At 53.4% G+C, this 24,875-nt stretch carries 20 protein-coding genes; 16 read left to right on the top strand and 4 right to left on the bottom strand.

Translation table 11 applies throughout. The features are described from left to right. Positions 1 to 2: 2 nt before the first annotated feature. From LI114_RS04395 to LI114_RS04370, 6 genes are all read left to right on the top strand, one after another. The gene (locus LI114_RS04395; RefSeq protein WP_227219614.1) at positions 3 to 902 is read left to right on the top strand and encodes an NAD(P)/FAD-dependent oxidoreductase; all 900 of its coding nucleotides are present in this window, start codon (positions 3 to 5) and stop codon (positions 900 to 902) included. A gap of 224 nt (positions 903 to 1,126) precedes the next feature. Next, positions 1,127 to 2,068 (top strand): quinolinate synthase NadA, encoded by a 942-nt coding sequence (gene nadA / locus LI114_RS04390; RefSeq protein WP_022127928.1) that lies wholly within the window; start codon positions 1,127 to 1,129, stop codon positions 2,066 to 2,068. A gap of 30 nt (positions 2,069 to 2,098) precedes the next feature. Further along, on the top strand, positions 2,099 to 2,698 hold the full coding sequence (locus tag LI114_RS04385; protein ID WP_227219613.1) for a hydrolase: 600 nt from the start codon (positions 2,099 to 2,101) through the stop codon (positions 2,696 to 2,698). 4 nt (positions 2,699 to 2,702) lie between these two features. Then, positions 2,703 to 4,964, top strand: coding sequence for a glycoside hydrolase family 3 C-terminal domain-containing protein (locus LI114_RS04380; RefSeq protein WP_227219612.1), 2,262 nt, complete (start codon positions 2,703 to 2,705; stop codon positions 4,962 to 4,964). 209 nt (positions 4,965 to 5,173) lie between these two features. Beyond that, positions 5,174 to 6,091: an ATP-binding cassette domain-containing protein gene (locus LI114_RS04375; RefSeq protein WP_227219611.1), complete on the top strand. Its 918-nt coding sequence runs from the start codon at positions 5,174 to 5,176 to the stop codon at positions 6,089 to 6,091. Then, positions 6,084 to 6,986, top strand: coding sequence for an ABC transporter permease (locus tag LI114_RS04370; protein WP_227219610.1), 903 nt, complete (start codon positions 6,084 to 6,086; stop codon positions 6,984 to 6,986). Before LI114_RS04375 ends, LI114_RS04370 begins: the two co-directional genes overlap by 8 nt. A gap of 87 nt (positions 6,987 to 7,073) precedes the next feature. Here the strand turns inward: LI114_RS04370 and LI114_RS04365 are convergent, their stop codons facing one another. The 4 genes from LI114_RS04365 to LI114_RS04350 are packed head-to-tail and all read right to left on the bottom strand — an operon-like array spanning position 7,074 to position 11,600. Further along, positions 7,074 to 8,579, bottom strand: a complete 1,506-nt coding sequence (locus tag LI114_RS04365; RefSeq protein ID WP_227219609.1) for an aryl-sulfate sulfotransferase — start codon at positions 8,577 to 8,579, stop codon at positions 7,074 to 7,076. A gap of 42 nt (positions 8,580 to 8,621) precedes the next feature. Beyond that, positions 8,622 to 9,671, bottom strand: coding sequence for an ABC transporter substrate-binding protein (locus LI114_RS04360; protein ID WP_227219608.1), 1,050 nt, complete (start codon positions 9,669 to 9,671; stop codon positions 8,622 to 8,624). Between the two features lie 60 nt (positions 9,672 to 9,731). After that, entirely contained in the window at positions 9,732 to 10,514 is a 783-nt protein-coding gene (locus LI114_RS04355; protein WP_227219607.1) for an ABC transporter permease, read from the bottom strand. An 18-nt stretch (positions 10,515 to 10,532) separates the two neighbouring features. Then, positions 10,533 to 11,600: an ABC transporter ATP-binding protein gene (locus LI114_RS04350; RefSeq protein ID WP_227219606.1), complete on the bottom strand. Its 1,068-nt coding sequence runs from the start codon at positions 11,598 to 11,600 to the stop codon at positions 10,533 to 10,535. A gap of 403 nt (positions 11,601 to 12,003) precedes the next feature. Between LI114_RS04350 and LI114_RS04345 the strand changes: the two genes are divergently transcribed. From LI114_RS04345 to LI114_RS04300, 10 genes are all read left to right on the top strand, one after another. Beyond that, positions 12,004 to 12,324 carry a thioredoxin family protein gene (locus LI114_RS04345; RefSeq protein WP_022127939.1) on the top strand — a complete coding sequence of 107 codons (321 nt, stop codon included), beginning with the start codon at positions 12,004 to 12,006 and terminating at the stop codon, positions 12,322 to 12,324. A 251-nt stretch (positions 12,325 to 12,575) separates the two neighbouring features. Further along, the gene (locus LI114_RS04340) at positions 12,576 to 13,355 is read left to right on the top strand and encodes a ClpP family protease (protein WP_319638291.1); all 780 of its coding nucleotides are present in this window, start codon (positions 12,576 to 12,578) and stop codon (positions 13,353 to 13,355) included. A gap of 69 nt (positions 13,356 to 13,424) precedes the next feature. Continuing rightward, positions 13,425 to 16,079, top strand: a complete 2,655-nt coding sequence (locus LI114_RS04335) for an FtsK/SpoIIIE family DNA translocase (protein ID WP_227219605.1) — start codon at positions 13,425 to 13,427, stop codon at positions 16,077 to 16,079. Between the two features lie 50 nt (positions 16,080 to 16,129). Beyond that, entirely contained in the window at positions 16,130 to 18,052 is a 1,923-nt protein-coding gene (locus LI114_RS04330; protein WP_227219604.1) for a YgiQ family radical SAM protein, read from the top strand. 6 nt (positions 18,053 to 18,058) lie between these two features. Then, positions 18,059 to 18,997, top strand: coding sequence for a ComEC/Rec2 family competence protein (locus LI114_RS04325; RefSeq protein ID WP_227219603.1), 939 nt, complete (start codon positions 18,059 to 18,061; stop codon positions 18,995 to 18,997). Between the two features lies 1 nt (position 18,998). Next, positions 18,999 to 19,214: a DUF3006 domain-containing protein gene (locus LI114_RS04320; protein WP_227219602.1), complete on the top strand. Its 216-nt coding sequence runs from the start codon at positions 18,999 to 19,001 to the stop codon at positions 19,212 to 19,214. A 19-nt stretch (positions 19,215 to 19,233) separates the two neighbouring features. Further along, entirely contained in the window at positions 19,234 to 20,091 is an 858-nt protein-coding gene (locus tag LI114_RS04315) for a MurR/RpiR family transcriptional regulator (protein ID WP_227219601.1), read from the top strand. 21 nt (positions 20,092 to 20,112) lie between these two features. Continuing rightward, on the top strand, positions 20,113 to 21,333 hold the full coding sequence (locus tag LI114_RS04310) for an NAD(P)/FAD-dependent oxidoreductase (protein WP_227219600.1): 1,221 nt from the start codon (positions 20,113 to 20,115) through the stop codon (positions 21,331 to 21,333). Positions 21,334 to 21,476: 143 nt separating this feature from the next. Further along, positions 21,477 to 22,844 (top strand): (d)CMP kinase, encoded by a 1,368-nt coding sequence (gene cmk / locus LI114_RS04305; RefSeq protein WP_227219599.1) that lies wholly within the window; start codon positions 21,477 to 21,479, stop codon positions 22,842 to 22,844. Next, entirely contained in the window at positions 22,845 to 24,800 is a 1,956-nt protein-coding gene (locus LI114_RS04300; protein ID WP_227219598.1) for a bifunctional 4-hydroxy-3-methylbut-2-enyl diphosphate reductase/30S ribosomal protein S1, read from the top strand. The last annotated feature ends 75 nt before the right edge of the window (positions 24,801 to 24,875 follow it).

Here is a 24,875-nt window from a genome sequence, read left to right as displayed (position 1 = left end):
AAATGACAGACATTATTATAATAGGCAGCGGCCCTGCGGGACTTACCGCGGCGATATACGCCAGAAGGGCTATGCTCAGCGCGCTGGTAGTGGAAAAAGACTACATGGGTACGGGACAGATCTCCGTCACCGATAGAGTGGAAAATTACCCCGGTCTTTACGGACTCAGCGGCTACGAGCTGGGCGAGAAGTTCCGCGAGCAGGCTGAAACGCTTGGTGCGGAGTTTTACGAGGGCGAAGTTGAAAGCTTGGAACAGGCGGACGGCGTTTGGCACGTCAAGTTCAAGCTGGGCGGCGAAAAGACCGCTAAGGCGGTAGTTTACGCGGCGGGCACTTCATACCGCCATCTCGGCGTCAAGGGCGAGGACAAGCAGCGCATATCATTCTGCGCGGTGTGCGATGGATTTTTCTACAAGGATAAGACGGTGGCGGTCATAGGCGGCGGAGATACCGCGCTGGGCGACGCGCTTTACCTTTCTAAGCTTGCAAAGACCGTTTACCTCGTGCATAGGCGCGATGAGTTCCGCGCGAACAAGTCGCTCCAGAAAAAGGTGGACGATACCGAAAACATCGTGAAGATAATGAGCGCGCAGCTCAAAGAGATCACGGGCGGCGCGAACGCCGAGGGCATAGTTTACGAGCAGGCGGGCGAGGAAAAGAGCCTGGCGCTCGACGGCATATTCTGCGCGGTAGGCAGCGTGCCGAACACTCAGCTTCTCGAGGGCGTCTGCAAACTTGAGGGCGGCTACGCCGCTGCGGGCGAGGACTGCGTTACCAGCGCTGCGGGACTTTTCGCTGCGGGCGATGTTCGCACCACACCGCTGCGGCAGGTAGTTACCGCTGCGGCTGACGGCGCTAACGCGGCTGCATCGGCTGAAAAATACATCTCGGACAATTTCTGAGCCGAGAAATGATACGGCGAGAGAGGCGCACCGCTTTGTGCAGTACGCCTCTTTTGTATTATATCATATAAACCCCGCGCGGTCAAGGCGCAAACGCGATATATGTCAAAAATCAGCTAGGATATTCTACACATTAAATGGTTGACATCATGTTTGCAGTAGTGTATAATGATTATAAAAGATAATGCCGCAGTACTCGGTATTCTGAAAGGAAAGAAATAATTATGGAAAATGTAAATACGGTTTATGAGATACAGCAGAAGATAGAAAAGCTCAAAAAAGAAAAAGACATCTGCATACTGGCGCACAGCTATCAGGGCAGAGAGATAGTAGAGGCTGCCGACTTTACGGGCGATTCCTACAAGCTTTCAGTAGACGCTTCTAAAGTTACGAACAAGAATATAGTCTTCTGCGGTGTGCATTTTATGGCGGAAACGGCTAAGATGCTCTCGCCCGAAAAGCACGTTTACCTCGCGAACACAGCGGCGGGCTGCCCTATGGCTGAGCAGATGGAGCCTGAGATGATAGAGATGATAAAGGCGCAAGACCCCGAGCGCAAGGTAGTGGCTTACATAAACACCACCGCGGCGCTCAAGACCGTATGCGACGTTTGCGTTACCTCGTCCTCGGCGGTGAAGATAGTAAGCGCTATGGAGGATAAGAAGATACTTTTCATACCCGACTGCAACCTCGGCGCATTTGTGCAGAAAGCCTGTCCCGATAAGGATATAAAGCTGCTTCAAGGCGGATGTCCCGTACACGCGGCGGTCAACCCCGAAGAGGTAAGGCTCGCGAAGCAGGCTCACCCGAACGCGCTGGTGCTGGTGCACCCCGAGTGCGTGCCAGGCGTATCAGAGCAGGCAGACTATGTAGGCTCTACTTCGGGAATAATGAATTTCGCCGAGAAGTCGGAAGCTAAGGAGTTTATAATCGGCACAGAAATGAGCATAGCGGAGCATTTGCAGTATAAGTGCCCTGACAAAAGATTTTACATACTCTCGAAAAAAATACTCTGCCCGAACATGAAGCTCACCTCGCTGATGGACGTTTACCGCGTATGCGAAGCGATAGGCAGTCCCGCGGCTGAGGAGAACGAGATATTCATGTCGCCCGAGCTTATCGCGAAAGCGAGAGTCTGCATCGACGAAATGCTGCGTCTGGGCTGACGCGGCGGCAAACAGAAAGGAAGGCGCGGTATGCCTGCTGACGTATTAGCAAACAAGGAAAGATTTATCAGTATATACAATGAAAAGATAACCCGCCGCGGCGCGGACAAGCTGCTGGAGTGGCTGGATTCTGAGGGGAGCGACTTTTTCACAGCGCCCGCCTCTACCCGCTACCACGGCGCTTATGAGGGCGGCTTGTGCGAGCACTCGCTGCACGTTTACGACTGCTTGTGCTCATATCTGGAGCGCGAGCGGGTGAAAGAGCAGTACGGGCTGGAGTACACTGAGGAGAGCATAGCGATAGCCTCGCTGCTGCACGACCTCTGCAAGATAAACCTTTACCGCGTGAGCTACCGCAACGCGAAGAACGAGCAGGGCGTTTGGGAAAAAGTGCCCTACTACGAGTACCACGATATGCTGCCCTACGGCCACGGCGAGAAGAGCGTGTACATAGTGAGCGGGTTCATGCGGCTGACGCGCGACGAAGCTATGGCGATACGCTGGCACATGGGCTTTTCGGGCGAAGAGAACACGAACACGATAGGCAAAGCGCTGGAGCTTTACCCGCTGGCGCTGGCAACGCACATCGCGGATATGGAGTCTACTTTTTATATTGAGGGAAAGGAATGATCTCATGAACATAGAAACTATCTTGAAAGAGCTTACGCTTGAGGAAAAGGCGGCGCTTTGCTCGGGCGCGGATTTTTGGCACACCAAACCCGTAGAGCGGCTGGATATACCGCAGATAATGGTTAGCGACGGCCCGCATGGACTTCGCAAAAACCGCGAGGGCGCGCAGAACCCTAACGAGGCTATCGAGGCGGTCTGCTTTCCATCAGCTTCGGCGCTTGCCTGCTCTTTCGACCGCGGTCTGCTCAAAGAATTGGGCAAGGCGCTGGGCGAGGAATGCCGCGCGGAAAACGTTTCCGTTATACTCGGCCCCGGCTGTAATATCAAGCGTTCGCCCCTATGCGGCAGAAATTTTGAGTACTTCTCGGAAGACCCCTACCTCGCTTCGCAGATGGCTGAGGAGCATATAACGGGCGTGCAGAGCATGGGCGTTGGCACTTCGCTGAAGCATTTCGCCGCTAATAATCAGGAGAGCCGCCGCATGAGCGTTTCCGCAAATATCGACGAGAGAACTCTGCACGAGATCTACCTCGCCGCTTTTGAATCGGTGGTGAAAAACGCTAAGCCTTGGACGGTGATGTGCTCGTACAACAAGATAAACGGCGAGTATTCCTCGCAGAACAAGCTGCTGCTTACGGATATTCTGCGCGAAGACTGGGGCTTCGGCGGACTTGTGATGAGCGACTGGGGCGCAGTTGACGACCGCGCAAAGGCTATCCGCGCGGGGCTTGACCTCGAAATGCCCGCAAGCATGGGCAAGAACGACGCCGCGATAGTTAAGGCGGTGGAGAGCGGCGAGCTTAGCGAGGAAGAGCTGGATAATTGCGTGCGCCGCGTGCTGGAGCTGGTTCAGCGCGGCAGCGAGGAAAAACCGCAGGTGGTATGGGATAAAGACCGCCACCACAAACTTGCCGCAAAGATCGCCGAAAACTGCGCGGTACTGCTGAAAAATGACGGCGATATACTTCCGCTGAAAGAGGGCGAAAAGGTCGCTTTCGTGGGCGCGTTCGCCGAAAAGCCCCGCTATCAGGGCGGCGGAAGCTCGCATATAAATTCTTACAAAACCGTATCCGCCGTGCAGGCGGCGTCCGACATAGCGGGCGTTACTTATGCGCGCGGCTTTAATATGGGCAATGAGGCTGACGAAGCGCTGGAAAACGAGGCTCTCGAAGCTGCGAAAAACGCCGATAAGGTGGTGGTTTTTGCTGGTCTGCCCGATACTTTTGAGTCTGAGGGCTACGACAGAAAGCATATGCGTATGCCTGAGTGCCAGCTTCGCCTTATAGAAAAGCTCAGCGAGGTCAACGAAAATATAGTAGTCCTCCTGCACAACGGCTCGCCCGTAGAGATGCCTTTCATCGGGAAGATAAAGGGTCTGATCGAGATGTATCTGGGCGGTCAGGCAGTTGGCGAAGCCGAGATAGCGCTGCTTTACGGAAGGGCGAACCCGAGCGGAAAGCTTGCGGAAACTTTCCCGCAAAAGCTCGCCGACAACCCCTCTTACCTCAATTTCCCCGGCGAGGGCGACGACGTGAACTATGCTGAGGGCGTGTTCGTGGGTTACAGATATTACGATAAAAAACAGATAAAGCCGCTTTTCCCGTTCGGATACGGCATGAGCTATACGCAGTTTGAGTACTCAGACCTGCGCATTTCAGCGCACGAGGTCAGCGAGGGCAAGAGCTTTACAGCCGAGCTGACGGTGAAAAACATCGGCAGCCGCGACGGCGCGGAAACGGTGCAGCTCTACATCGCCCCTACTGAAGCCTCCGTTATCCGCCCCGAAAAGGAGCTGAAAGGCTTTGAAAAGGTCTTTCTGAAAGCTGGCGAGAGCAAGCGTATAGCTTTCCGCCTTGACCAGAGCGCATTCGCATACTGGTCGGTGAAGCTGCACAAGTGGTTCGCCGAAAGCGGCAGGTACGAGGTGCTCATCGGCGCTTCCTCGGCGGATATTCGCCTGAGCGACGCGGTGCGCTTTAACGGCAGGGAAAAGCTGCCGGTGAAATTCACGCTCGACAGCGCCTGCGGTGACATAACCGCCGTGCCAGAGGGTCTTGCGATGTTTGCAAAGCTGATGAAGTCGGTGGATATTGGCACGAACGGCGGCGCGGACGCGCTGGGCGAGAGCGGGGAAGAGATGGCGCTGGCTATGGCGGGCGACCTGCCGCTGCACGCTATCCTCAGCTTCTGCGGCATTGCCGACATCACCCGCGAAAAGCTGCAAATGATGGTAGATGAGCTAAACGAGCAGCTTGGCGCTGAATAATTTTGAAACTTTTGCGCATGGCGTTCCGAAAAATGGAGCGTCATGCGCTTTTTTTATGAAAAAATTTGCTCGTGGCTATTGACAATTGATACTATATGATGTATAATATTATACAGATGAAAGTAAAAGCTTTTGTTGACAAAGCGCGCGCGTTATGATATACTTTATAATACATACGAAAAAAAATATACATATGGAGGCGACTGAATATGGAATATCTGCTAACAACAGATTCGCTGACTAAGATATACCACGGCAAGCCCGCCGTGAACAGAGTCAGCATGAATATCTCAAAAGGCGAGATATACGGGCTTATCGGCAGAAACGGCGCGGGCAAGACCACGCTTATGAAGATGATCTGCGGGCTGGCTGCACCCTCGGCGGGCGACTTTACCCTCTTCGGCAAGCGCGGCGCTGAGCGGGTGAAGATGATGAGGCGTGTGGGCGCGCTGATAGAAGCCCCGGGAATTTACGCAAACCTCTCAGCCGCTGATAATATCCACATCAAAGCGCTGGCTTTCGGCGTGAAAAACTCGGCGCAGAAAGAAAAAGAGCTGCTTGAGCTGGTGGGGCTGGGCGGCGTTGGCAAAAAAGCCGCGGGCAAATTCTCACTCGGTATGCGCCAAAGGCTGGGCATAGCTATGGCGCTGGTGGCAGACCCCGAGCTGCTGATACTCGACGAGCCGATCAACGGTCTTGACCCGCAGGGCATAGCCGAGGTGCGCGACGTATTGCACAGGCTGAATGCCGAGCGCGGGATAACCATTATAATTTCGAGCCACATATTGGAAGAACTTGCGAAGGTAGCGACATCTTTCGGAATAATCAATAACGGCGTGATGATAGAAGAGCTGACGCGCGAGCAGCTTATGGCAAAATGCAGCTCGCATATCGACATAAGCGTTTCCGACATAAATAAGGCGGCGGACGTGCTTCAGGAAATGGGCTTTAATAATTTCAGACTTGTCGGCGAAAACACGATAGGCATTTTCGAGCGCACCAACGAAAGCGCGCAGATAACTCTCGCGATGGCAAAGGCGGGGCTTTGGGTATACAGCATATGCACCCACAGCGAGGCGCTGGAAGATTATTTCCTCAAACTTACGGGAGGTGTCGGAAATGTTTGACCTTATACGTTCTAACCTTTTTCTGATGAAAAAGTCGAGATCTACTTACATAATGACCATAATAGCGATAGCCACTACGGCGATAACCATTCTCTCAAACGCTCTGCTGATAGCGCTTTTGCACGAGCCTGCTGAGGATAATGATGACGAGAACGGAGTATCAGTCACCATGACGGCGGATTATGAGGACGCGACCAGCGACGACCCGACAATGACCGGCACGGTCGGCACGCTTATGAATGCCGCTAATAAAAACAGCTACTCCGCCGCAGATATTCTTACTATGATGACAAGCGGAATGAACCTGCTTCTGCCGCTCAGCATATACTTAGTTATCTTCGCCAATTCCGACAGCAAAAACGGCTACATCAAAAACCTCGGCGGCTGCGTTGCGCGGCGCAAGATAGTGCTCGCAAAGCTTATCTGCTCGGCGGTGTACACCATATTTGCCATGCTGATAAGCTGGGGCGTTTCGATGGCGATAGCGAAAGCCGTTATCGAGTCGAAGTGCAAGGTAGACGTTGTTTTCGGCAGCGGAGAGGACTTCGCAAAGGCTCTCGGCATACAGCTTCTTTCGCACATCACCATCGCCGCCGTGATAATCATGGTGATAATGATAACCCGCAGCACGGCTGTTTCGATAGCTTTCGGCGTGGCGCTATCTTCGGGCATACCTACTCTGCTGTATCAGGTGGCGGATATGGTGCTGCACAAGTATGTTGATATTTCCGATGATTTCAGCATTGCAGACTACGTTCCCAGCAACGCTATAACGGGCTTCAGCCCCGCGCAGGACAGCGACACCACCACGCGCATGATAGTGGTATGCGTTATCTACCTCGTGATCGCGACTGTCATCGGCATAGCGGCTATGAAGAAAAAAGACATTCGCTGATATTTAAGCATATTCGATATACGAAAGAGGACAGCTCCCAATGATCGGGAACTGTCCTCTTTTTTGCTGTATTTTATTCACTATGGCTTAGTTTATGCTCTCTATCTCGCTCTTCTTGATAGAAGCTACGCAGAAGTCTATGCGCTCGTCATCGTCGCCGTCTTCGTCAGCGTTAGAGCCTGTAAGCGGTATAGGCTTGGTCGGGTCGATGCCGTCTACCGCGGTAACTTCGCCCGTGCCCGCGCCTGCGGAAGCGCCCGGTACGCGGAATGTGCTGACGTCTAGCGGCTCTACCGAAACTTCCTCGTGTCTTTCCGCCTGCGGTACCCACTCGTAAGGTACGCGGTATGCGCGGTAGATCATGTTGCAGAGGAAATTGCCGCCCAGCTTCTTGAAGTAGGGGTTTATGTATTCCCAAACTATCTCGTGCTCGGGGGTAACTTCTATAAGTCTGCCGTCAGAGCCTTCGGTTATCAGCGTGTTGCCGTTCGGCAGGCGCTGAGCCGAGCTGATGTACGAGCTGTAAAATTTAGAAGCGTCGGTAAAGAGCAGGCTGCCCGCCTCGAGGGGAGTGTACTGCCAGGTTATCTCGAGGGTGATGGGGTTGAACTGCAGCACGCGCGAGTAGTCGCGGTGAGCGTTGTTCACGCCTGTGGGCGAAGCGGGGTTGGGCACGCCGTAGCCGCCCTCGCCGCCGTTATCGAATACCAGCAGGTCGCCTTCGCCGGGCAGACCCTTCGGTATCATGTGCAGGTGGTGCTGACCGATTATCCAGCCGAGCTTTCTAGTAGCTTCGCTCTCGTTGAAGTCAGGGCCTAAGCGCCAAACTATCTTGCCCGTTTTCTTTTCGATGATGCCGAGAATGTTCGAGTTTCTCGCGTCGAAAATGATGTTGTCGGGGTGGAAGCGCTCGTCGCCTGCGTCGTACCACTTGTTTTCACCGAGGGTGGAAAAGTTGTTGATGTGCATCCAGTCGCCGCCCGCTTCTTCATGCAGACCGGGGTTTCTGAAAAGAACGTTCTTAGCCGCTTCGTCAAAGCCCAGCTCGTCAAAGTGGTCGCTCGCGCGCCAGCTCCAAACTATATTGCCCTCCCAATCGACCTCGATTATCTTGTCGTCGATAAGGCGCTTGTCGGAAATATCGTGGTTGTAAAGATTTTCGTGGGTGAGGATAAGGGTGTTGCCGCTGTCGGTCTTAGGCTCTCCGCCGGGGTAATAGTAGCCTACGGTGCTGCCCTCGCGCTGATAATCGTGGTGCTGACGAGCCATGTATACGGGGTCTTTTCCGGGGTCTGCCACAAGTTCGGTCTTGTCGAATTTCCAAACTATGTGTCCGTCCCAGTCTACCTGCACGAGGTCGAGCTGGTCTTGATAAGCGTACTTGCCGCCTCTTACGCCCGTATTGCCCATTACATATCCGCCGGGGAGGATCTTGTTCGGGAAGCCGCAAAGACCTGCCCAAAGCTTTACCTCGTTGCCGTTCATATCTATCAGCAGCGCGCCCTTAGCCGAGGGGAAAATCGTGTAGCCGCCGTATGCCTTTTCTTTGTTGTAAAGTGTTACTCCCGTAGGGAAAATGCTTGGATAACCCATAGTGTATCGCTCCTTATCAGTATTTAAAATTTCGTTTGATTATTATTTTTTGGTGTTCTTGACAGTGGTCTTGTCGGGGAAAGCTATCTTCGCCGCTCTTGTGTCGATGAAGTCGCGCACGTTGTAGTCAGAGTCGTACTTGCCGTGGTCGTGCGCCCATTTCTGAATGCTCTCGAGGTGCTGTGCCGCTTCCTCGCTGAAGCCTGTGCTGAAGCCCTGTACTTTCCACTGAAGCTTGAAGTCGTCAGCCTTTACGCCTATCTTGCCTTCGAGGTACTCGGCGCTCTCGTCCATGTGTGCGTTTACATACTCGTAGCTCTCGTTGATGGCTTTGAGGTAGTTCGCCAGCAGGTCGGTGTTCTTGTCGATGAAGCTGTCAGAGGTGAAGTAGTATGCGCCTGTAACTTCGCCGAGATCCTGCGAGGTGACTGCCAGCTTCCAGCCCACTTCTTCGAGGTACTTTGCGTTCGAGCCGCTCGCGATGGTGGCGGAAGCGTCGCCGCTCTTAGCCAGCGCAAGCGCCGACTGCGCGGAATCGGTATTTATAATCTTCTGTTTGCTCTCGTCAAGACCTAAGTAAGCGATAGCCTGGCTGTTAAGGTACTCGTTTACCGTGCCTATCTGCGTTACAAAGCCCTTGCTGCCGTCAAGCTTTGAGAGGTCGTTTTCATACTCGGGCGCTACATAAAGTCCGCCGTCGCCTATCTCGCCGCCGTTCAGCTCTGAAAACATCACGAGGTTCGTCTGGTCTAGGGTGGTGCCGAGGCGGTTCACTGCGGCGTAGTCAGCCATGTCGCCAACGTCCGCGTTGCCGTTCGCAATAGCGTCGATGGTGTTTATGCCGAAAGCGTACTCGGTTATCTCGAGGTTTATGCCGTACTTTTCAAAAATGCCCTGCTCTACGCCGACGTATGAAGCGTAGTGGTCGAGGTTGCCCGTCATTACCGCAAGGCGCAGCGTTTGCAGGTCTTGTCCGTTTTTGCCCTTTACTACTTTAGGGGTGTCGCCGCTGCCCGAATTTCCGCAGCCCGCGAGCAGGGAAATGCTGAGTGCCGATGCTGCGAGTGCCGAAATTATCTTATTTATTTTCATTTTGATTCAACTCCTGTAATTTTACGTTGTTTGTATTTTTTATATTTTTATGTATGGTGTTTACTTTACTCCGAAGTGGCTGAGCTTTTTCCTGCCGATGAATTGCAGCAGTCTGTCAGCCGCGAAGCCTATGACTGCGAGGGTGACTATACCTGCAAACGCCCAGCTTGTTTTGTAGTAAAGCTTTGAGCTGTTTATCAGGTAGCCCAGACCGTCGCTGCCTACCAGCATTTCCGCCGCGATAACGCAGATGATGGCGGAGCTTAGACCTAGGCGTATGCCCGTGTAGATGTTGGATACCGCCGAGGGTACTACTACTGTGAAGAATACTCTTGCTTTCTTAGCGCCCATGCAGGAAGCCGCTTCTACAAGCTGCTTGTCGGTGGAAGCCACGCCCGCGATGGTGTTTACGAACATCGGGAAGAATGAAGCGTAGAAGATAAGCGCTACTTTCGATTCTTCGCCTACGCCGAACCACATCAGGAAGAGGGTGGTCAGCGCGATGGCGGGTACGAATCTGAAAAAGCTGAGTATAGGCTCTACCAGCCAGCGCACTACGCGGAAGTTGCCGACCATAAGTCCGAGCGGTACTGCGAAAACTATCGCCAACAGCCAGCCCTTTATAACTCTGCCCGCGCTCGCCGCGATGTCTGCCCAAAGCGTGCCGTTTTCTATAAGCAGCTTTATGCTTATCAGCGTTTGTTTCGGGCTGGGGAGGAAGTATTCGTCCTTTATGCTCATAGCTCCCAGCGCCCACACCGCGATTATTACTATCCACGATATTACGCCGCATTTAAGTATTTTTTGTCCTGCCGAGGACTTTTTGCCGCTGTTCTGTTCCATTTTAAAAAGCCCTCCTTTTTAGATATAGTAAAGCTCGGAATCATCGAGCGCCTTGTTCACAAGTATCTCTGTGCTGTTGCCGCTGATGGTGTAAAGCTTTTTGATGAGTATTTTTATCTTGTCGCCTTTTTTCAGACGGGGCGAGCTGAGGGGGTATCTGCCGGTTATCGAGATGCCGTTTATATCGGCGCGTACCTCGAAAGCGCTGCCGCGGAAGAATACGTCCTCTACTACTGCGTCCTCCATCGAGCTTTCAAACTGGTGGTAGCCGCCGTCCTCAAATTTGTTTATCTCTATAAATTCGGGGCGGATAATGGCGGTGTTGCCCTCTCCGCTCTGCTCAAAGCCTTTCAGCCTGCCGTAATCTTCTATCATAGCCGACTGACCGATGAACTGCGCTACGAAAGGCGTTTTCGGCTCGGAGTAGATCTCTACGGGGTTGCCCACCTGCTCTACTCTGCCTTTGTTCGTGATCACGATTTCGTCCGCGACCTCTATCGCCTCGTCCTGATCGTGGGTAACGAAAATGCTCGTTATGCCTATCTTATCTATCGTTTCGCGCAGCCATGTGCGAAGCTCTTTTCTTACCTTAGCGTCGATGGCGGCGAAAGGCTCGTCGAGCAGCAGAAGCTCGGGCGAGGGGGCGAGGGCTCGTGCGAGAGCTATTCTCTGGCGCTGACCGCCGCTGAGCTGGCTGGGGTAGCGCTTTCCTACATCGGGAAGTCCCACAAGCTCCAGCAGCTCCGCCACGCGCGCCTTTATGAAAGCCTTATCTTTCTTCTGAACTTTCAGACCGTAAGCTATGTTATCATAAACAGTCATGAAAGGGAAGAGCGCGTAGCTCTGGAAAACAAAGCCTATGCCGCGTTCGCTGGGCGGCAGGTCGTTTACATTCTTGCCGTCGATTAAAATATCGCCGCTGTCCTGCTTTTCCAGACCTGCGAGCATTCTCAGGATAGTGGTCTTGCCGCTGCCGCTTGGGCCGAGCAGACCTATCAGCCTGCCTTTTTCGATGCCGAAGCTTACGTTATCCGAAGCCTTGAAATCGCCGAAAGTTTTGTTTATATTTTTTAGTTCAATGTACATAGCCGACAACCTCGTTTGTATTTAGTAATGAGTAGGGTGATGTGTAAGCTTTCAGCTTAGACATCGTTTGCCGCGGCGGGTAAAAAGTATCATTGTTGACTCTCCCTTTGAATTCATATCTTTTCGATATGATTACTATGGTTAACATTATACCCTGTTTTGCGCGAATTGTCAACACCATTCGGGTAATTTTGTAGAAACTCACATATCAAACCCACAATTTCCATATGAATTGTACATATATAACCTATTAGTTATATGTGATTTGTAGGATTAAGAAAATATTCACAAAAATCTCTTGACAAACGGGGCTGACGGTGGTATAATTCTATTAAATCATATTAAACAGATATGAAAAGTTAAGTTTGAAAATATACTATTATAATAACGGAGGTAAAAAAACATGATTACTGAGCTTACAAATGCAAATTATAATGAGATAACAGCCGCCGCCGCGGGCAAGCCGCTGGTGATAGAATTTTACTCGCCCACCTGCGTGCACTGTAAACGCACCGAGGCGGGCTTGACCGAGCTTGGCGAAGAGCTGGGCGAGAGCGCTGTTATCGCGAAGTGCGATATTTCCGCCGAGGGCGCTCTGGCGCAGCGTTTCGACGTTACCGCGCTGCCCACGCTGCTTTTCATCAAAGACGGCGACGTTAAAAACAAGCTCGAGGGCTTTACCCACAAGCTGATAATCGCAGAAAACCTGAAAAAACTGGGCTGAGCGCCCGATATACCGCCGAACGCATGGTAAAATCGCCATGCGTTTTTTTGTGCGTTATTTCTCTTGACATTGCTCTGGAATTGTGATACTATAAATATATATGTGAATTTGCGCCGTCATCAGCCTGCATTTTTTCGGCATATCACGCTCTTTTGTGACGGATACCCTGCATTTTTCGGCTGAAAGCGCGTATATTTCCCGCCTCCAAAGGCAAGAATATCATCAGTAATATTCTTTTCGGAGGTCGGGATATGTCTAAATCTTCTAAGTCAGCTAAAAAATGCAAATCTAAAAAAGGCAAAACGAACCATATATCATACTCGCCGTACTTGCTGAACGCCCTTGCCGACGCCGCGCAGGCTCAGCCAAACTCCGCCGTTGACGAAAACGCCGCGGCTATCAAGGAATTTGGCATAGTTTCGGCAGAGGGCGGAAAGCACAGCATTTGCTGTTTGAACATCATCGGGCAGGTGGAGGGACACTACATTTTGCCGCCGGATAACAAGACTACCAAATACGAGCATATCATCCCATCACTGGTAGCCATCGAGCAGGACGAGCGTGCCGAGGGGCTGCTGATAATACTCAACACCGTAGGCGGCGACGTGGAGGCGGGCTTGGCGATAGCCGAGCTGGTGGCGGGCATGAAAACGCCCACCGCTTCGATAGTGCTCGGCGGCGGCCACTCGATAGGCGTGCCGCTGGCGGTGTGCGCAAAGCGCTCATTTATAGTGCCCAGCGCGACCATGACTATACACCCCGTTCGCATGAACGGCCCAGTGGTAGGCGTGCCGCAGACGCTTTCATATTTTCAGAAAATGCAGGATAGGATAATACGCTTCATCACCGATAATTCGTCGGTTACTGAGAAAAAATTTCGCGAGCTTATGATGGCTACGGGCGAGATAGTAATGGATGTCGGCACGGTGATAGACGGCGAAGCCGCAGTAAAATGCGGGCTTATAGACGAGCTGGGCGGGCTTTCGGACGCCATCGGCTGGCTGTATAAGGAGATAGAAAAGGCGGAATGAAACTTCCGCTTTTACATATTTGAAGTATTAGGATAGAGAGTTTAAAATATTTATATTGAGGTACATAAATTGGCAGAGAAAAAAACAACGCAGTCGGCGAAAAGCAAGAGCGCGGCTGGGCAGAAAAAGTCCTCGGGCGGCTCTTCCGCGGCAAAAACGCGCGCGAAAAAGCCTACGGCAAAGCAGCTTGAGGAGATGGAGCAGGCGCGCTTTCGCGAACGCCGCCGCTTTTGGTCTTTCATAATGTTCTTTTACGGCATTTTTGAGTTGATAGTTACGTTCGTGAAAGGCGACGGCTTGTGGAACGCGCTTTACGACCTGAACCGCGGTCTGCTGGGCGCTTCGGTGTTCGTATTCGGCATTTTCATAATCTATCTGGCGCTCACGATAGCTTCGGAAAAATCGCGCAGCGCGGTCATATCGCGCGCAGTGCAGGGGCTGGTAATGATCTTCCTACTGAGCGGCGCGGCGCAGATATTTTTCGGCAGACCCATTGAGGGCGCGAGCTTTTGGCTGAAACTGCGCGGACTTTACCTAGACGGCGTTACGCTTCATGGCGGCGGACTGGCGGGCGCGGTGTTCGGCTGGACGCTGCTGGCGCTTTTCCGCAAAACGGGTGCTGCTATTATAATAGTACTGCTGATAGTGCTTTTCGCGCTGCTGCTTTCGGATATTACGCTTCCGCAGCTGCTGCGGGCTTTTTCGCGCCCGTTCGTCGGCGGGGCGAAGGCTATTGCCGAGGATAGGGCGGAGCGCGCGGCTGAGGATTATTACGACGACCGCGATATTCCCGCCGAACCTGCGCGCAGGGCGGACACCCCGCAGCCTGCCGAGAGCCGTGCGGAAAGGCGCGCGCGCGAAAAGAAAAAGCGCCGCGTAGACATCGCGAAGATACACAAGATGCAGATGGAAAAGCTGCGTGAAGAAGAGCTTGCCGCAGAGGGCAAGGCGGAGCAGTTCGGCAGCGTGCCCGATGAGCCAGCCCACGCCGACGACCTGCCGCCGTGGGAGGAAGCGCCCGAACAGCCCGCGCCAGCGGAAGAGCCTGCTAAAAAGCCCGACGGCAAGAAAAAGTCGAAAAACGCCGCCCGCGCCGAGCAGGTGGCTGAGGAAAAGCAGAAGCTTGCCGAGCAGATAAAGCTGGACGAGCTTATAAGAAAAGCGGCGGGAGAGCCGCAGCGTCCGCCTAAGATAACGATAGAGCCGAGCGGACAGACGGCGGTATTTGCCGAAGAAAAGAGCGGCAAGCCCGTTTACATCGCCCCGCCCGTAGAGATACTCAAAGAGGCGAAGCGCACCTGCTCTGAGGAAGAGGTGCAGCGCGAGATACAGGAAAAATCCTCGAAGCTGGTAGAAACGCTGGAAACTTTCGGCGTAAAGACCCGCATTATAGGAATACACCGCGGCCCTGCCGTTACCCGCTACGAGCTTCAGCCTGCGGCGGGCGTAAAGGTAAAGCAGGTAACGAGCTTGGCGGACGACATAGCGCTTAATCTCGCCGCCGACAGCGTTCGTATAGAAGCGCCTATCCCCGGAAAGCCCGCGATAGGCATAGAGATACCGAATATCCACCGCGACAGCGTTTCGATGCGCGAGCTTATCGACAGCGAGGATTACCGCCGCGCTAAGGGCAAGCTTTCTTTCGCGGTCGGCAAGGACATCGAGGGCAATATTGTCATCGGCAATATCGCGAGTATGCCGCATATGCTGATAGCGGGTACTACCGGTTCGGGTAAATCGGTATTTACAAACTCTATCATATTGAACATTCTATTCCACGCTTCGCCCGACGAGGTAAAGCTGATACTCATAGACCCGAAAAAGGTAGAGTTTCCCATGTACAACGGCATACCACACCTGCTGATACCGGTAGTTACCGAGCCGCTGAAAGCCGCAGGCGCGCTGGGCTGGGCGGTGAACGAGATGATGCGCCGCTACAAGCTTTTTGAAGCAAACGGCACTAAGAATATTGAAGATTACAACGAGATGGTGGACGAGATGCTGGCGAGCGACCCTGAGTGCGAACGCACGAAGCTGCCGCAGATAGTAATAGTAGTAGACGAGTTCGCCGACCTCATGCTCGCCGCGAAGAACGAGGTAGAGGAATCGGTAATGAGGCTGGCACAGCTCGCCCGTGCGGCGGGTATGCATATGCTGATAGCTACGCAGTCGCCGCGAGTTGACGTACTTACAGGTCTTATCAAGGCGAATATACCTTCGCGTACCGCGCTGATGGTTTCCAACAACACCGACTCGCGCGTAATACTCGACGAAGTAGGCGCTGAGAAGCTGCTGGGCAGGGGCGATATGCTGTATAAACCCGTCGGCTTTCCGAAGCCTATGCGTATACAGAGCGGCTTTGCATCTACCGCCGAGATACGCGAGGTGGTAAATTTCCTCAAGACTGAGCACGGCTCTGACTATAATCAGGAGATAATCCACGAGGTAGAGCAGAATATGCCGAAGCCGAAAAACGAGGAGGACGCCGAGATCTCGATAAACCCCGACGACGACCTTGTAAATCAGGCGATAACGATAATCGTGGAAACGGGCAACGCTTCCACCGCGTTCTTACAGCGCAAGCTGAAACTGGGCTTTCCCCGCGCCGCCCGCATAATGGACGATATAGAGGCTATGGGCATAATCGGCCCGCAGGAGGGCGCGAAGCCGAGAAAGATACTGCTGACAAAAGAAGAGTGGTATGAAAGACAGGGCAGAAGCTGACGGTATCAGCCGCCCAAATAACCCTTGACCCATTCGGAGGTTTTAATATCATGGCTTTTATGCCTATTTCAAAAGAAGATATGCGCGAGCGCGGTATAGACCAGCTCGACTTTGTTTACATTCTGGGCGACGCTTATGTAGACCACCCGAGCTTCGGCGCGGCGATAATCACCCGCCTGCTCGAGCACCACGGCTACACAGTAGGCGTGATAGCTCAGCCAAATTGGAAAGACCCGAAGTCCGTACTGCGGCTGGGTCTGCCTAAGCTTGCGTGGCTGGTATCGGCGGGCAATATAGACTCTATGGTGGCGCATTATACGGTAGCGAAGCGCCCCCGCGCCGACGACGCATACTCGGCGGGCGGCAGAAACGGCAAACGCCCTGACCGCGCGGCTACTGTATATTGCAACCTTTGCCGAAACGCCGCGCCCGAGATACCAGTGCTCTGCGGAGGGCTTGAAGTATCTCTGCGCCGCTTTGCGCATTACGATTACTGGAGCAATACGGTGATGCCCTCGGTACTGGCAGACACCCGCGCCGACCTGCTGATGTACGGCATGGGAGAGCACTCGATGATAGAGATAGCCGACAGGCTCGCGGCGGGCGAGGACGTAAAGACCATACGCGACGTGCGCGGTACTTGCTACCTCTGCGACCCGCGCGAAACGCCTTACGGAGCGGTGCAGTGCCCATCTTTCAAGGAAGTTTCTGAGAACAAAGAGCTTTACGCGAAATCCTGCCGTATACAGTACGACCAGCAGGACGAGGTGTACGGCAAGACGATAATTCAGCGCCACGGCGACAAAATGCTGGTGCAAAATCCCCCCGCGCTCTCGCTCACAACGGCAGAGCTTGACGAGGTGTATTCGCTGCCGTATGAGCGCGCGTATCACCCTTGCTACGAAAAAGAGGGCGGCGTGCCCTCGATAGAAGAAGTGCGCTTTTCGGTAACGCACAACCGCGGCTGCTTCGGCTTCTGCAACTTTTGCTCGATAGCCCTGCACCAAGGCAGGCGCGTGACCGTTCGCAGCGAAGAGAGCGTGCTTGAAGAAGCGCGCAAGCTCACCGAGATGGAGGGCTTTAAGGGCTACATACACGACGTAGGCGGACCTACCGCAAATTTCCGCGGGCCTTCATGCGAAAAGCAGCTCAAATACGGACTTTGCAAGGGCAAGAAGTGTTTAGCGCCCTCGCCCTGCAAAAATCTGCACGTCGACCACACCGAGTATCTGCATATACTCCGCGAGATGCGCAAGATACCTAAGATAAAGAAGGTTTTCATACGCTCGGGCATACGCTACGATTATCTGATAGAGGATAAGGACGAAGCTTTCATGCGCGAGCTGATAGAGTACCACATAAGCGGTCAGCTGAAAGTAGCGCCCGAGCACTGCTCGGCGGCGGTGCTCGACAAAATGGGCAAGCCGCATATAGAGGCGTACAAGCGCTTTCAGAAAAAGTTTTACGAGATAACGGGGCAGAAGGGCAAAGAGCAGTACCTGGTGCCCTACCTGATGTCCTCGCACCCCGGCTCTGCGCTGAAAGACGCGGTGGAGCTGGCGATGTTCCTAAAAGAGAACCACATACACCCCGAGCAGGTGCAGGACTTTTACCCCACCCCCGGCACGCTTTCGACCTGTATGTTCTACACCGGATTCGACCCTTACACGTTAGAGCCGGTGTACGTTGCGAAAAAGCCGGAGGAAAAGGCTATGCAGCGCGTGCTTTTGCAGTATTACAAGCCCGAGAATCAGCGCAGAGTGATAGAAGCGCTCTGCAAGGCGGGCAGGGAAGACCTCATCGGAAACGGCGCGGGCAAGCTCGTCCGCCCCGACTCGGTATACCTGAAAATGCAGCGCGAAAAGCAGGCTAAGCGCGGGGAAAGAAACGCCCGCGGCAGAAATGCGAATGGCAGAAATCCCGCCGCAAAGACCCCTCAGCGCGTAAAGCCGAACGGCAGAAAGAAGCGATGAGCGGGCATGGCTGCAAATAAAGGCAGGGCGAAAAAGCAGGCGGGCGCGCAGCTTATAAAAGCCGTACTGGTGCTGATGGCGGCGCTCGCGATTTTCGTGCTCGAGAAAACGGGTGTACTCCAAACAGCCGCGGGCGATAAGCCTGCCGCCGAAAACGCCGACGCCGAGGTAGATTTCATAGACGTGGGTCAGGGCGACAGCACGCTCGTTTGCAGCGATGGGAAATATATGCTCATCGACACGGGCGACCGCGACGGCGAAAACACGCTGATAAATCATCTGAAAGAGCGCGGCGTGAAAAAGCTGGATTATCTGGTGCTCACCCACCCGCACGCCGACCATATAGGCGAAGCGGCGGAGATAGTAGAGGGCTTTAAGATAGGCAAGATAATAATGCCGCGCGTGCCCGACGACCTCACGCCCACTTCCTCGGTGTACGAGGACTTGCTCGACGCGGCGGCGGACAAAGGCTTGAAGATACGCGCCGCCCGCAACGAAAGCTTCGAGCTGGGCGAGATAAGCGTGCAGACCTACGCCGCCGAGGGCGAGTATTCAAATCTCAACGATTACTCGGTGGTGCTGCGGCTGACGCACGGCGAAAACAGCTTTTTGATAACGGGCGACTGCGAAAAGCAGGAGGAAAGCGAGCTGCTGGAGCGCGGCTGCGATGTTTCAGCGGACGTGCTGAAAGTCGGTCACCACGGCAGCGATACTTCGAGCACATCGCAGTGGCTGAAAGAGGTGGGCGCGCAGTACGCGGTGATCTCCTGCGGGGCGGATAACAAATACGGCCACCCCGACGAGGAAACGTACTCGCGCATATGCAAGTACGTCAAAAATGTGTACGTTACGGCTGAGGACGGCAGTCTGGCATTTGAGTCGGACGGCAAGGGGCTTACCGTAAAGCCTTTTGACACCGCCGACGCCGCGAAAGGCGGTAAATGATATGATATATTCGGTAGATAGGCAGGAGGGCGGATACGCCGTGCTCATCGGCGACGGCGGCGAGCACGAAGACCTGCCGCTTGAAGCGCTGGGCGGCGAAGCTGTAAAAGAGGGCGACATTCTCGAGCGCGCGGAGGACGGCTGGCATATCAGGCGCGACCTTACCGAAAAGCGCAAAGAGCGGCTAAAAAAACGCTCGGCTGAAATGTTTGAATAGGGAGAAGAAGTGGATTAAGATGGAAAAAGATCTGTTTACTACAATCAAAGAGCAGACGCCTGCGCTCTCGAAAGGGCACAAGCTGATAGCGGCGTATATACTCGAGCATTACGATAAAGCGGCTTTCATGACGGCGCAAAAGCTGGGTCAAACAGTCGGCGTGAGCGAATCTACCGTGGTGCGCTTTGCCTCTATGCTGGGCTTCGACGGCTACCCCGCGCTGCAAAGGTCACTGCAGGAGCTTATGCGAAACAGGCTTACGGCGGTGCAGAGGATAGAGGTAACGAACGACAGGCTGAGCGGCGAGGACATACTGAAACAGGTGCTGACCCGCGACATCGAGAAGATAAGGCTGACGCTGGAAGAAACTTCAAAGACCGACTTTTCCAACGCCGTGAGCGCGATAGAGCGCTGCAACACGATATACATTTTGGGCGCGAGAAGCGCCGAGCCGCTGGCAAAATTCCTCAATTACTACTTCTCGCTTATGTTCCCGCACGTCAAGCAGCTGCGAAACACCACCACGAGCGAGCTTTTTGAGCAGCTTATGCGCATAGACGACAAGGACGTTATCATAGGCATATCCTTCCCGCGCTATTCGCGGCAGACCGCGCAGATGCTTGAGTATGCTAAGGCGCACGGTGCGCACGTTATCGCCGTTACCGACTCTGAGGCTTCACCGCTCGCGCCATTTGCAAACGACCTGCTTATCGCGCGCAGCGATATGAACTCTTTCGCCGACTCGCTGGTAGCCCCGCTGAGCCTTATAAACGCGCTGATAGCGGCAGTTTCGATAAGCAACACCGAAAAGGTGCGCAAGAGCTTTGAAAAACTGGAAAAGATATGGGAAGAGTACGAAGTTTACAGTAATAAATAAATTGGAGAATACAGCAATATAATGAAAATACTGATAATTGGCGCGGGCGCTTCGGGGCTGATGTGCGCCGTGCAGTCGGCGTGGCTGGGGCACGAAGTAACGGTGTTGGAGCACGAGAAACACCCCTGCCGCAAGCTGAACATTACGGGAAAAGGCAGGTGCAACGTTACCAATAACTGCGACGTGCAGACGGTGATGGCGAACATACCGCGAAATTCAAAATTCCTTTTCTCAGCGCTCAGCCGCTTTTCGCCCGAGGACACTATGGCTTTTTTTGAGTCGCTGGGGATAGAGCTGAAAACTGAGCGCGGCAGCCGCGTTTTCCCCGTCAGCGATAACGCCAAGGATATTTCGGGCGCGCTGATAAACGCCGTGAACTGCGCCGACGTTAAGATAGTTACAGACTCGGCGCGCAGCCTTATAATAGAGGGCGGCGAGGTGAAAGGCGTGCTTGGCGGCAGGGGCGAGTACCGCGCCGATAAAGTAGTAGTCGCGACGGGCGGGCTTTCGTACCCAAAAACAGGCTCTACGGGCGATGGCTACAAGCTTGCGCGGCAGGCGGGGCACACCGTTACCGAGCTGTGCGGCTCGCTGGTGCCGGTAGAGCTTTGCGGAAGCGACTGCGCGCAGGCTATGGGGCTTTCGCTCAAAAACTGCAAGCTCACCGTTACCGACAACTCGGCGGGCAAGCCCGTGTTCGAGCAGCAGGGCGAGATGCTTTTTACGCACTTCGGCATGAGCGGTCCGCTGGTGCTCTCCGCCTCGGCGCATATGCAGGACATAACGGCGGGCAGGTACACTTTTTCAATAGACCTAAAGCCCGCGCTTGACGATAAAAAACTTGACGAGCGCGTGCAGCGCGACTTCGCCGAAGTGCCCAACCGCGATTTTGACAACTCGATCGGCAGACTGCTGCCCGCAAGCATTATCCCGCTTGTGATAAAGCGCAGCGGCATACCGCCCGAGAAAAAGGTAAATCAGATAACTAAGGCGGAGCGCGCGGCGCTTTGCTCGGCTATACACGCCCTCACATTTGAAGTAAAGGGTCTGCGCCCCGTCAGCGAGGCGATAATCACCCGCGGCGGAGTGGACGTGAAAGAGATCTCGCCGAAAACTATGGAGTCGAAGCTGGTGCGCGGTCTGCATTTTATAGGCGAAGTGCTCGACGCGGACGGCTACACGGGCGGCTTTAATTTGCAGATAGCTTTCGCCACGGCATACGCCTGCGCGCAGAGCTTCTAAAGCAGATCATGGCAGATACGCAAAAGATGAAAATTAGGTGATTTTTTTGCGCGCCGCTTGATTTTTTTGAAAAAATGTGAGATAATATAAATGTGACTTTTCACTGTAAAGATGAATATTTTCCCGAAAGGAAGTAAAAGATAATGAGCATAAACGTTGCGCTCGACGGCCCTTCGGGCGCGGGCAAATCTACCATCGCCAAAACCGTGGCGGCAAAGCTGGGCTTTGTTTACGTCGATACGGGGGCGCTTTACCGCTCTATCGCCTACTACGCTATCACCCGTGGAGCTGACGTCAACGACGGCGCGCAGGTAGCGGCGGTACTTGATGGGCTTGCGGTAAGGCTGACTTACATAGAGGGCGCGCAGGCGGTGCTGGTAAACGGCGAGAACGTTTCCGATAAGATACGCACGCCCGAGATCTCTATGGCGGCTTCGGCAGTTTCCAAATACCCAGAGGTAAGGGCATTTCTGCTGGACACTCAGCGCAGCATAGCCGCTGAGAACGACATAATAATGGACGGCAGGGATATTGGAACGGTAGTTCTGCCAAACGCGCAGGTAAAAGTATTCCTCACAGCTTCGGCTGAGGAGCGCGCGAACCGCAGGTACAAAGAGCTTTCCGAAAAGGGCGACCCCTCGACATACGAAGAGGTGCTCGCCGACATAAATCAGCGCGACTATAACGACACCCACCGCGAGATCGCACCGCTGAAACAGGCGGAGGACGCCACGCTGGTAGACAGCACAAGCATGACGATAGAGCAGGCGGCGGATGAGATAGTGCGCCTAGTGAACGCCGTAAGGGAACAGCCCGACGGCTCAAAAAAAAAATCTGAACTAAAATGCTCAGACCGCCACAAGCCCGTGATGGAGGTACGCCCTATCACCAAAACGCATAAGATAAATCCTATACGTCAGGGCTTTTACAACGTTGTACGCCCATTCGTCCGCTTTATTTTCAAGCACTTCTTTGAGCTGAGCTACGAGGGAGTGGAGAATGTGCCGACCGACGGCGGAAACATTTTCGCCTCAAACCATCGCAGCTACGGCGACCCGGTATTCATCGCGCTGATGACGCGTGTGCCAATATCTTACATGGCTAAAGAAGAGCTTTTTAAGCAGAACATCTTCTTCACCCTGCTGATAAAGGCGTGGGGCGCATTCCCCGTAGTACGCGGCACGGGCGATACCGCGGTCATCGACACCTCGATAGAAAAGCTGGAGTCGGGCAGAAACCTTGTTATCTTCCCCGAGGGCACACGCTCTAAAGACGGCAAGGTAGGCAAGGGCAAGACCGGCGTGGCGTTGATAGCGGCTGTCGCGCAGACCAAGGTAGTGCCCGTAGGAATAAATTTTGAGGGCGAAAAGCTCTGCCGCAAAAAGAAAGTGGTAGTTCGCTATGGCAAACCGATAGACCCCGCCGAGCTGGGCACTACCGACGCCAGTCCTAAAAATTTGAAGATATTGAAGAAGGAGATAATGAATTCTATTACAGAATTGGTGCATTAAATGTTAATAAATTGTAAAATTTGCGTTGCAAAGTCCGCAGGTTTCTGTTTTGGTGTAGACAGAGCCGTAAAAATAGTGTATAATAAATTAGATAACCGAAATAATGTTGTGACATTAGGTCCGATTATCCATAATCGCAACGTCGTCGCAGACCTCGAAGCACGCGGCTGTAAAGCCATAGAGCTTGATGAGGTGCAGCCGGGACAAACAGTTATTATACGCTCGCACGGCGTGAGCAGGGCTGTTTACCGCGAGCTGGAAAAGCGCGGCGCACAGTATGTTGACGCTACCTGCCCGTTCGTCAGCAGGATACAGAAGATAGCGCTGGAAAAATCCGCAGAGGGTAAAACAGTGCTCATCGCGGGAGACGCCAGCCACCCTGAGGTGTGCGGCATAAGAGGCTTCTGCGAGGGAGATTCGTATGTATTTGCCGATATGGACGAGCTGAAAGAGCGGCTAAAGCCGCTTGCGGGCGAAAAGCTGTGCGTGCTTTCGCAGACGACCTACAACAAACGACTGTGGGAGCAGTGCAGGGAATACATAGCGCAGGCAATGCCCGACGCCGAGATATTCGACACTATATGCAGCGCTACCGCAACCAGACAGGAGGAAGCCGAAAAGCTTTCACTGCAAGCAGATTTGATGATAATTGCCGGAGGAAAAAACAGCTCTAACACCCGTAAGCTGGCGCAGGTTTGCGAAAAGCACTGCCGCACCATACAGGTAGAGAATGCCGATGAGCTGAAAAGTACGCTGGCAGACGAAGACTTATCGAAAACAAGATTTATCGGGATTTCTGCCGGTGCTTCAACCCCGGCTTATATAATCAAGGAGGTACAACAGGCCATGAGTGAAATGTTGAACAATGTTGAAGAAGAATTTAATTTTGCGGAGGAAATGGAGAAGACTCTGAAGAAGATACATAAGGGTCAGAAGGTAGAGGGCGTAGTTACCGCTATCAACGGCAACGGCGAAGTTATCGTTGACATCGGAACCAAGCACACCGGCTATATCATGCCCGGCGAGCTTACCGACGATCCTACAAAGAAGCCTGAGGACGTAGTATCTGTTGGCGAGACCATCGCGCTGATAGTTCTCCAGACCAACGACCAGGAGGGCATAGTACAGCTCTCTAAGAAGAAGGTAGACGCAGCTCTGGGTCTTGAAAAGATCGCAGCAGCTAAGGAAGAGGGCACTATCCTCACCGGCAGCGTAGTAAGAGTCGTAAAGGGCGGCCTTATCGTTGCTTCCAACGGCGTCAACGTATTCGTACCCGCTTCGCAGGCAGTAGCACGCGGCGGCAACCTCGACGATATGAAGGGCAAGACCGTAGAGTTCAAGATCCTTGAGGTCAACGAGGCAAGACAGAAGGCTGTAGGCTCTATCAGAGCCGTAGAGCGCGAGCAGAGAGAGGCTGCAAAGGCTAAGTTCTTTGAAACCGCACAGGCTGGCGACGTTATCGAGGGAGAAGTTAAGTCCATCACCGATTACGGCGTATTCGTAGACCTCGGCGGAGTAGACGGACTTGTTCGCAAGCTTGACCTCAGCTGGAAGAGAATAAAGCATCCTTCCGACGTAGTATCCATCGGCGATAAGATCGAAGTTCGCATCAAGGACATCGACCCCGAGACCGGTAAGGTATCGCTCGTATACAAGAAGGATTCCGAAAATCCTTGGGAGATCTTTAAGGCTAACTATGAGGTTGGTCAGGTAGTAACTGCTAAGATAGTTTCTATCACCTCTTTCGGCGCTTTCGCACAGATCATCGACGGTATCGACGGACTTATCCACATCTCTCAGATCGCTAATCAGAGAGTTGACAATGTTGCTGATATTCTTTCAGTAGGTCAGACCGTTGAAGCTAAGATCACTGAGATTGACCTTGATAAGAAGAGAATCAGTCTTTCCATGAGAGCTTTGCTTCCTGCTGATGCTGAGACTGACGACGAAGACTAATTTACAATGAAACAATGCGGGGGGCGTTATCAGCGTCCCCGTTTTGTTTATTAGCTACTCGATCAAAGCAGAGAA

It is taken from the genome of Ruminococcus sp. 210702-SL.1.03 (assembly GCF_020559915.1).
GTDB lineage: Bacteria > Bacillota > Clostridia > Oscillospirales > Ruminococcaceae > YE71.
The sequence above is the reverse complement of the archived record's forward strand: the minus strand, read 5'-3'. Positions and strand labels throughout refer to the sequence as shown.

What these genes read in the sequence shown, in the direction of transcription:
- LI114_RS04310 (WP_227219600.1), top strand. Translation starts at nt 20,113, where the DNA reads ATGAAAATACTGATAATTGGCGCGGGCGCTTCGGGGCTGATGTGCGCC.
- LI114_RS04350 (WP_227219606.1), bottom strand. Translation starts at nt 11,600, where the DNA reads ATGTACATTGAACTAAAAAATATAAACAAAACTTTCGGCGATTTCAAG.
- LI114_RS04380 (WP_227219612.1), top strand. Translation starts at nt 2,703, where the DNA reads ATGAACATAGAAACTATCTTGAAAGAGCTTACGCTTGAGGAAAAGGCG.
- LI114_RS04385 (WP_227219613.1), top strand. Translation starts at nt 2,099, where the DNA reads ATGCCTGCTGACGTATTAGCAAACAAGGAAAGATTTATCAGTATATAC.
- LI114_RS04355 (WP_227219607.1), bottom strand. Translation starts at nt 10,514, where the DNA reads ATGGAACAGAACAGCGGCAAAAAGTCCTCGGCAGGACAAAAAATACTT.
- LI114_RS04365 (WP_227219609.1), bottom strand. Translation starts at nt 8,579, where the DNA reads ATGGGTTATCCAAGCATTTTCCCTACGGGAGTAACACTTTACAACAAA.
- LI114_RS04315 (WP_227219601.1), top strand. Translation starts at nt 19,234, where the DNA reads ATGGAAAAAGATCTGTTTACTACAATCAAAGAGCAGACGCCTGCGCTC.
- cmk (WP_227219599.1), top strand. Translation starts at nt 21,477, where the DNA reads ATGAGCATAAACGTTGCGCTCGACGGCCCTTCGGGCGCGGGCAAATCT.
- LI114_RS04340 (WP_319638291.1), top strand. Translation starts at nt 12,576, where the DNA reads ATGTCTAAATCTTCTAAGTCAGCTAAAAAATGCAAATCTAAAAAAGGC.
- LI114_RS04360 (WP_227219608.1), bottom strand. Translation starts at nt 9,671, where the DNA reads ATGAAAATAAATAAGATAATTTCGGCACTCGCAGCATCGGCACTCAGC.
- LI114_RS04320 (WP_227219602.1), top strand. Translation starts at nt 18,999, where the DNA reads ATGATATATTCGGTAGATAGGCAGGAGGGCGGATACGCCGTGCTCATC.
- LI114_RS04370 (WP_227219610.1), top strand. Translation starts at nt 6,084, where the DNA reads ATGTTTGACCTTATACGTTCTAACCTTTTTCTGATGAAAAAGTCGAGA.
- LI114_RS04300 (WP_227219598.1), top strand. Translation starts at nt 22,845, where the DNA reads ATGTTAATAAATTGTAAAATTTGCGTTGCAAAGTCCGCAGGTTTCTGT.
- LI114_RS04395 (WP_227219614.1), top strand. Translation starts at nt 3, where the DNA reads ATGACAGACATTATTATAATAGGCAGCGGCCCTGCGGGACTTACCGCG.
- LI114_RS04330 (WP_227219604.1), top strand. Translation starts at nt 16,130, where the DNA reads ATGGCTTTTATGCCTATTTCAAAAGAAGATATGCGCGAGCGCGGTATA.
- LI114_RS04325 (WP_227219603.1), top strand. Translation starts at nt 18,059, where the DNA reads ATGGCTGCAAATAAAGGCAGGGCGAAAAAGCAGGCGGGCGCGCAGCTT.
- nadA (WP_022127928.1), top strand. Translation starts at nt 1,127, where the DNA reads ATGGAAAATGTAAATACGGTTTATGAGATACAGCAGAAGATAGAAAAG.
- LI114_RS04375 (WP_227219611.1), top strand. Translation starts at nt 5,174, where the DNA reads ATGGAATATCTGCTAACAACAGATTCGCTGACTAAGATATACCACGGC.
- LI114_RS04345 (WP_022127939.1), top strand. Translation starts at nt 12,004, where the DNA reads ATGATTACTGAGCTTACAAATGCAAATTATAATGAGATAACAGCCGCC.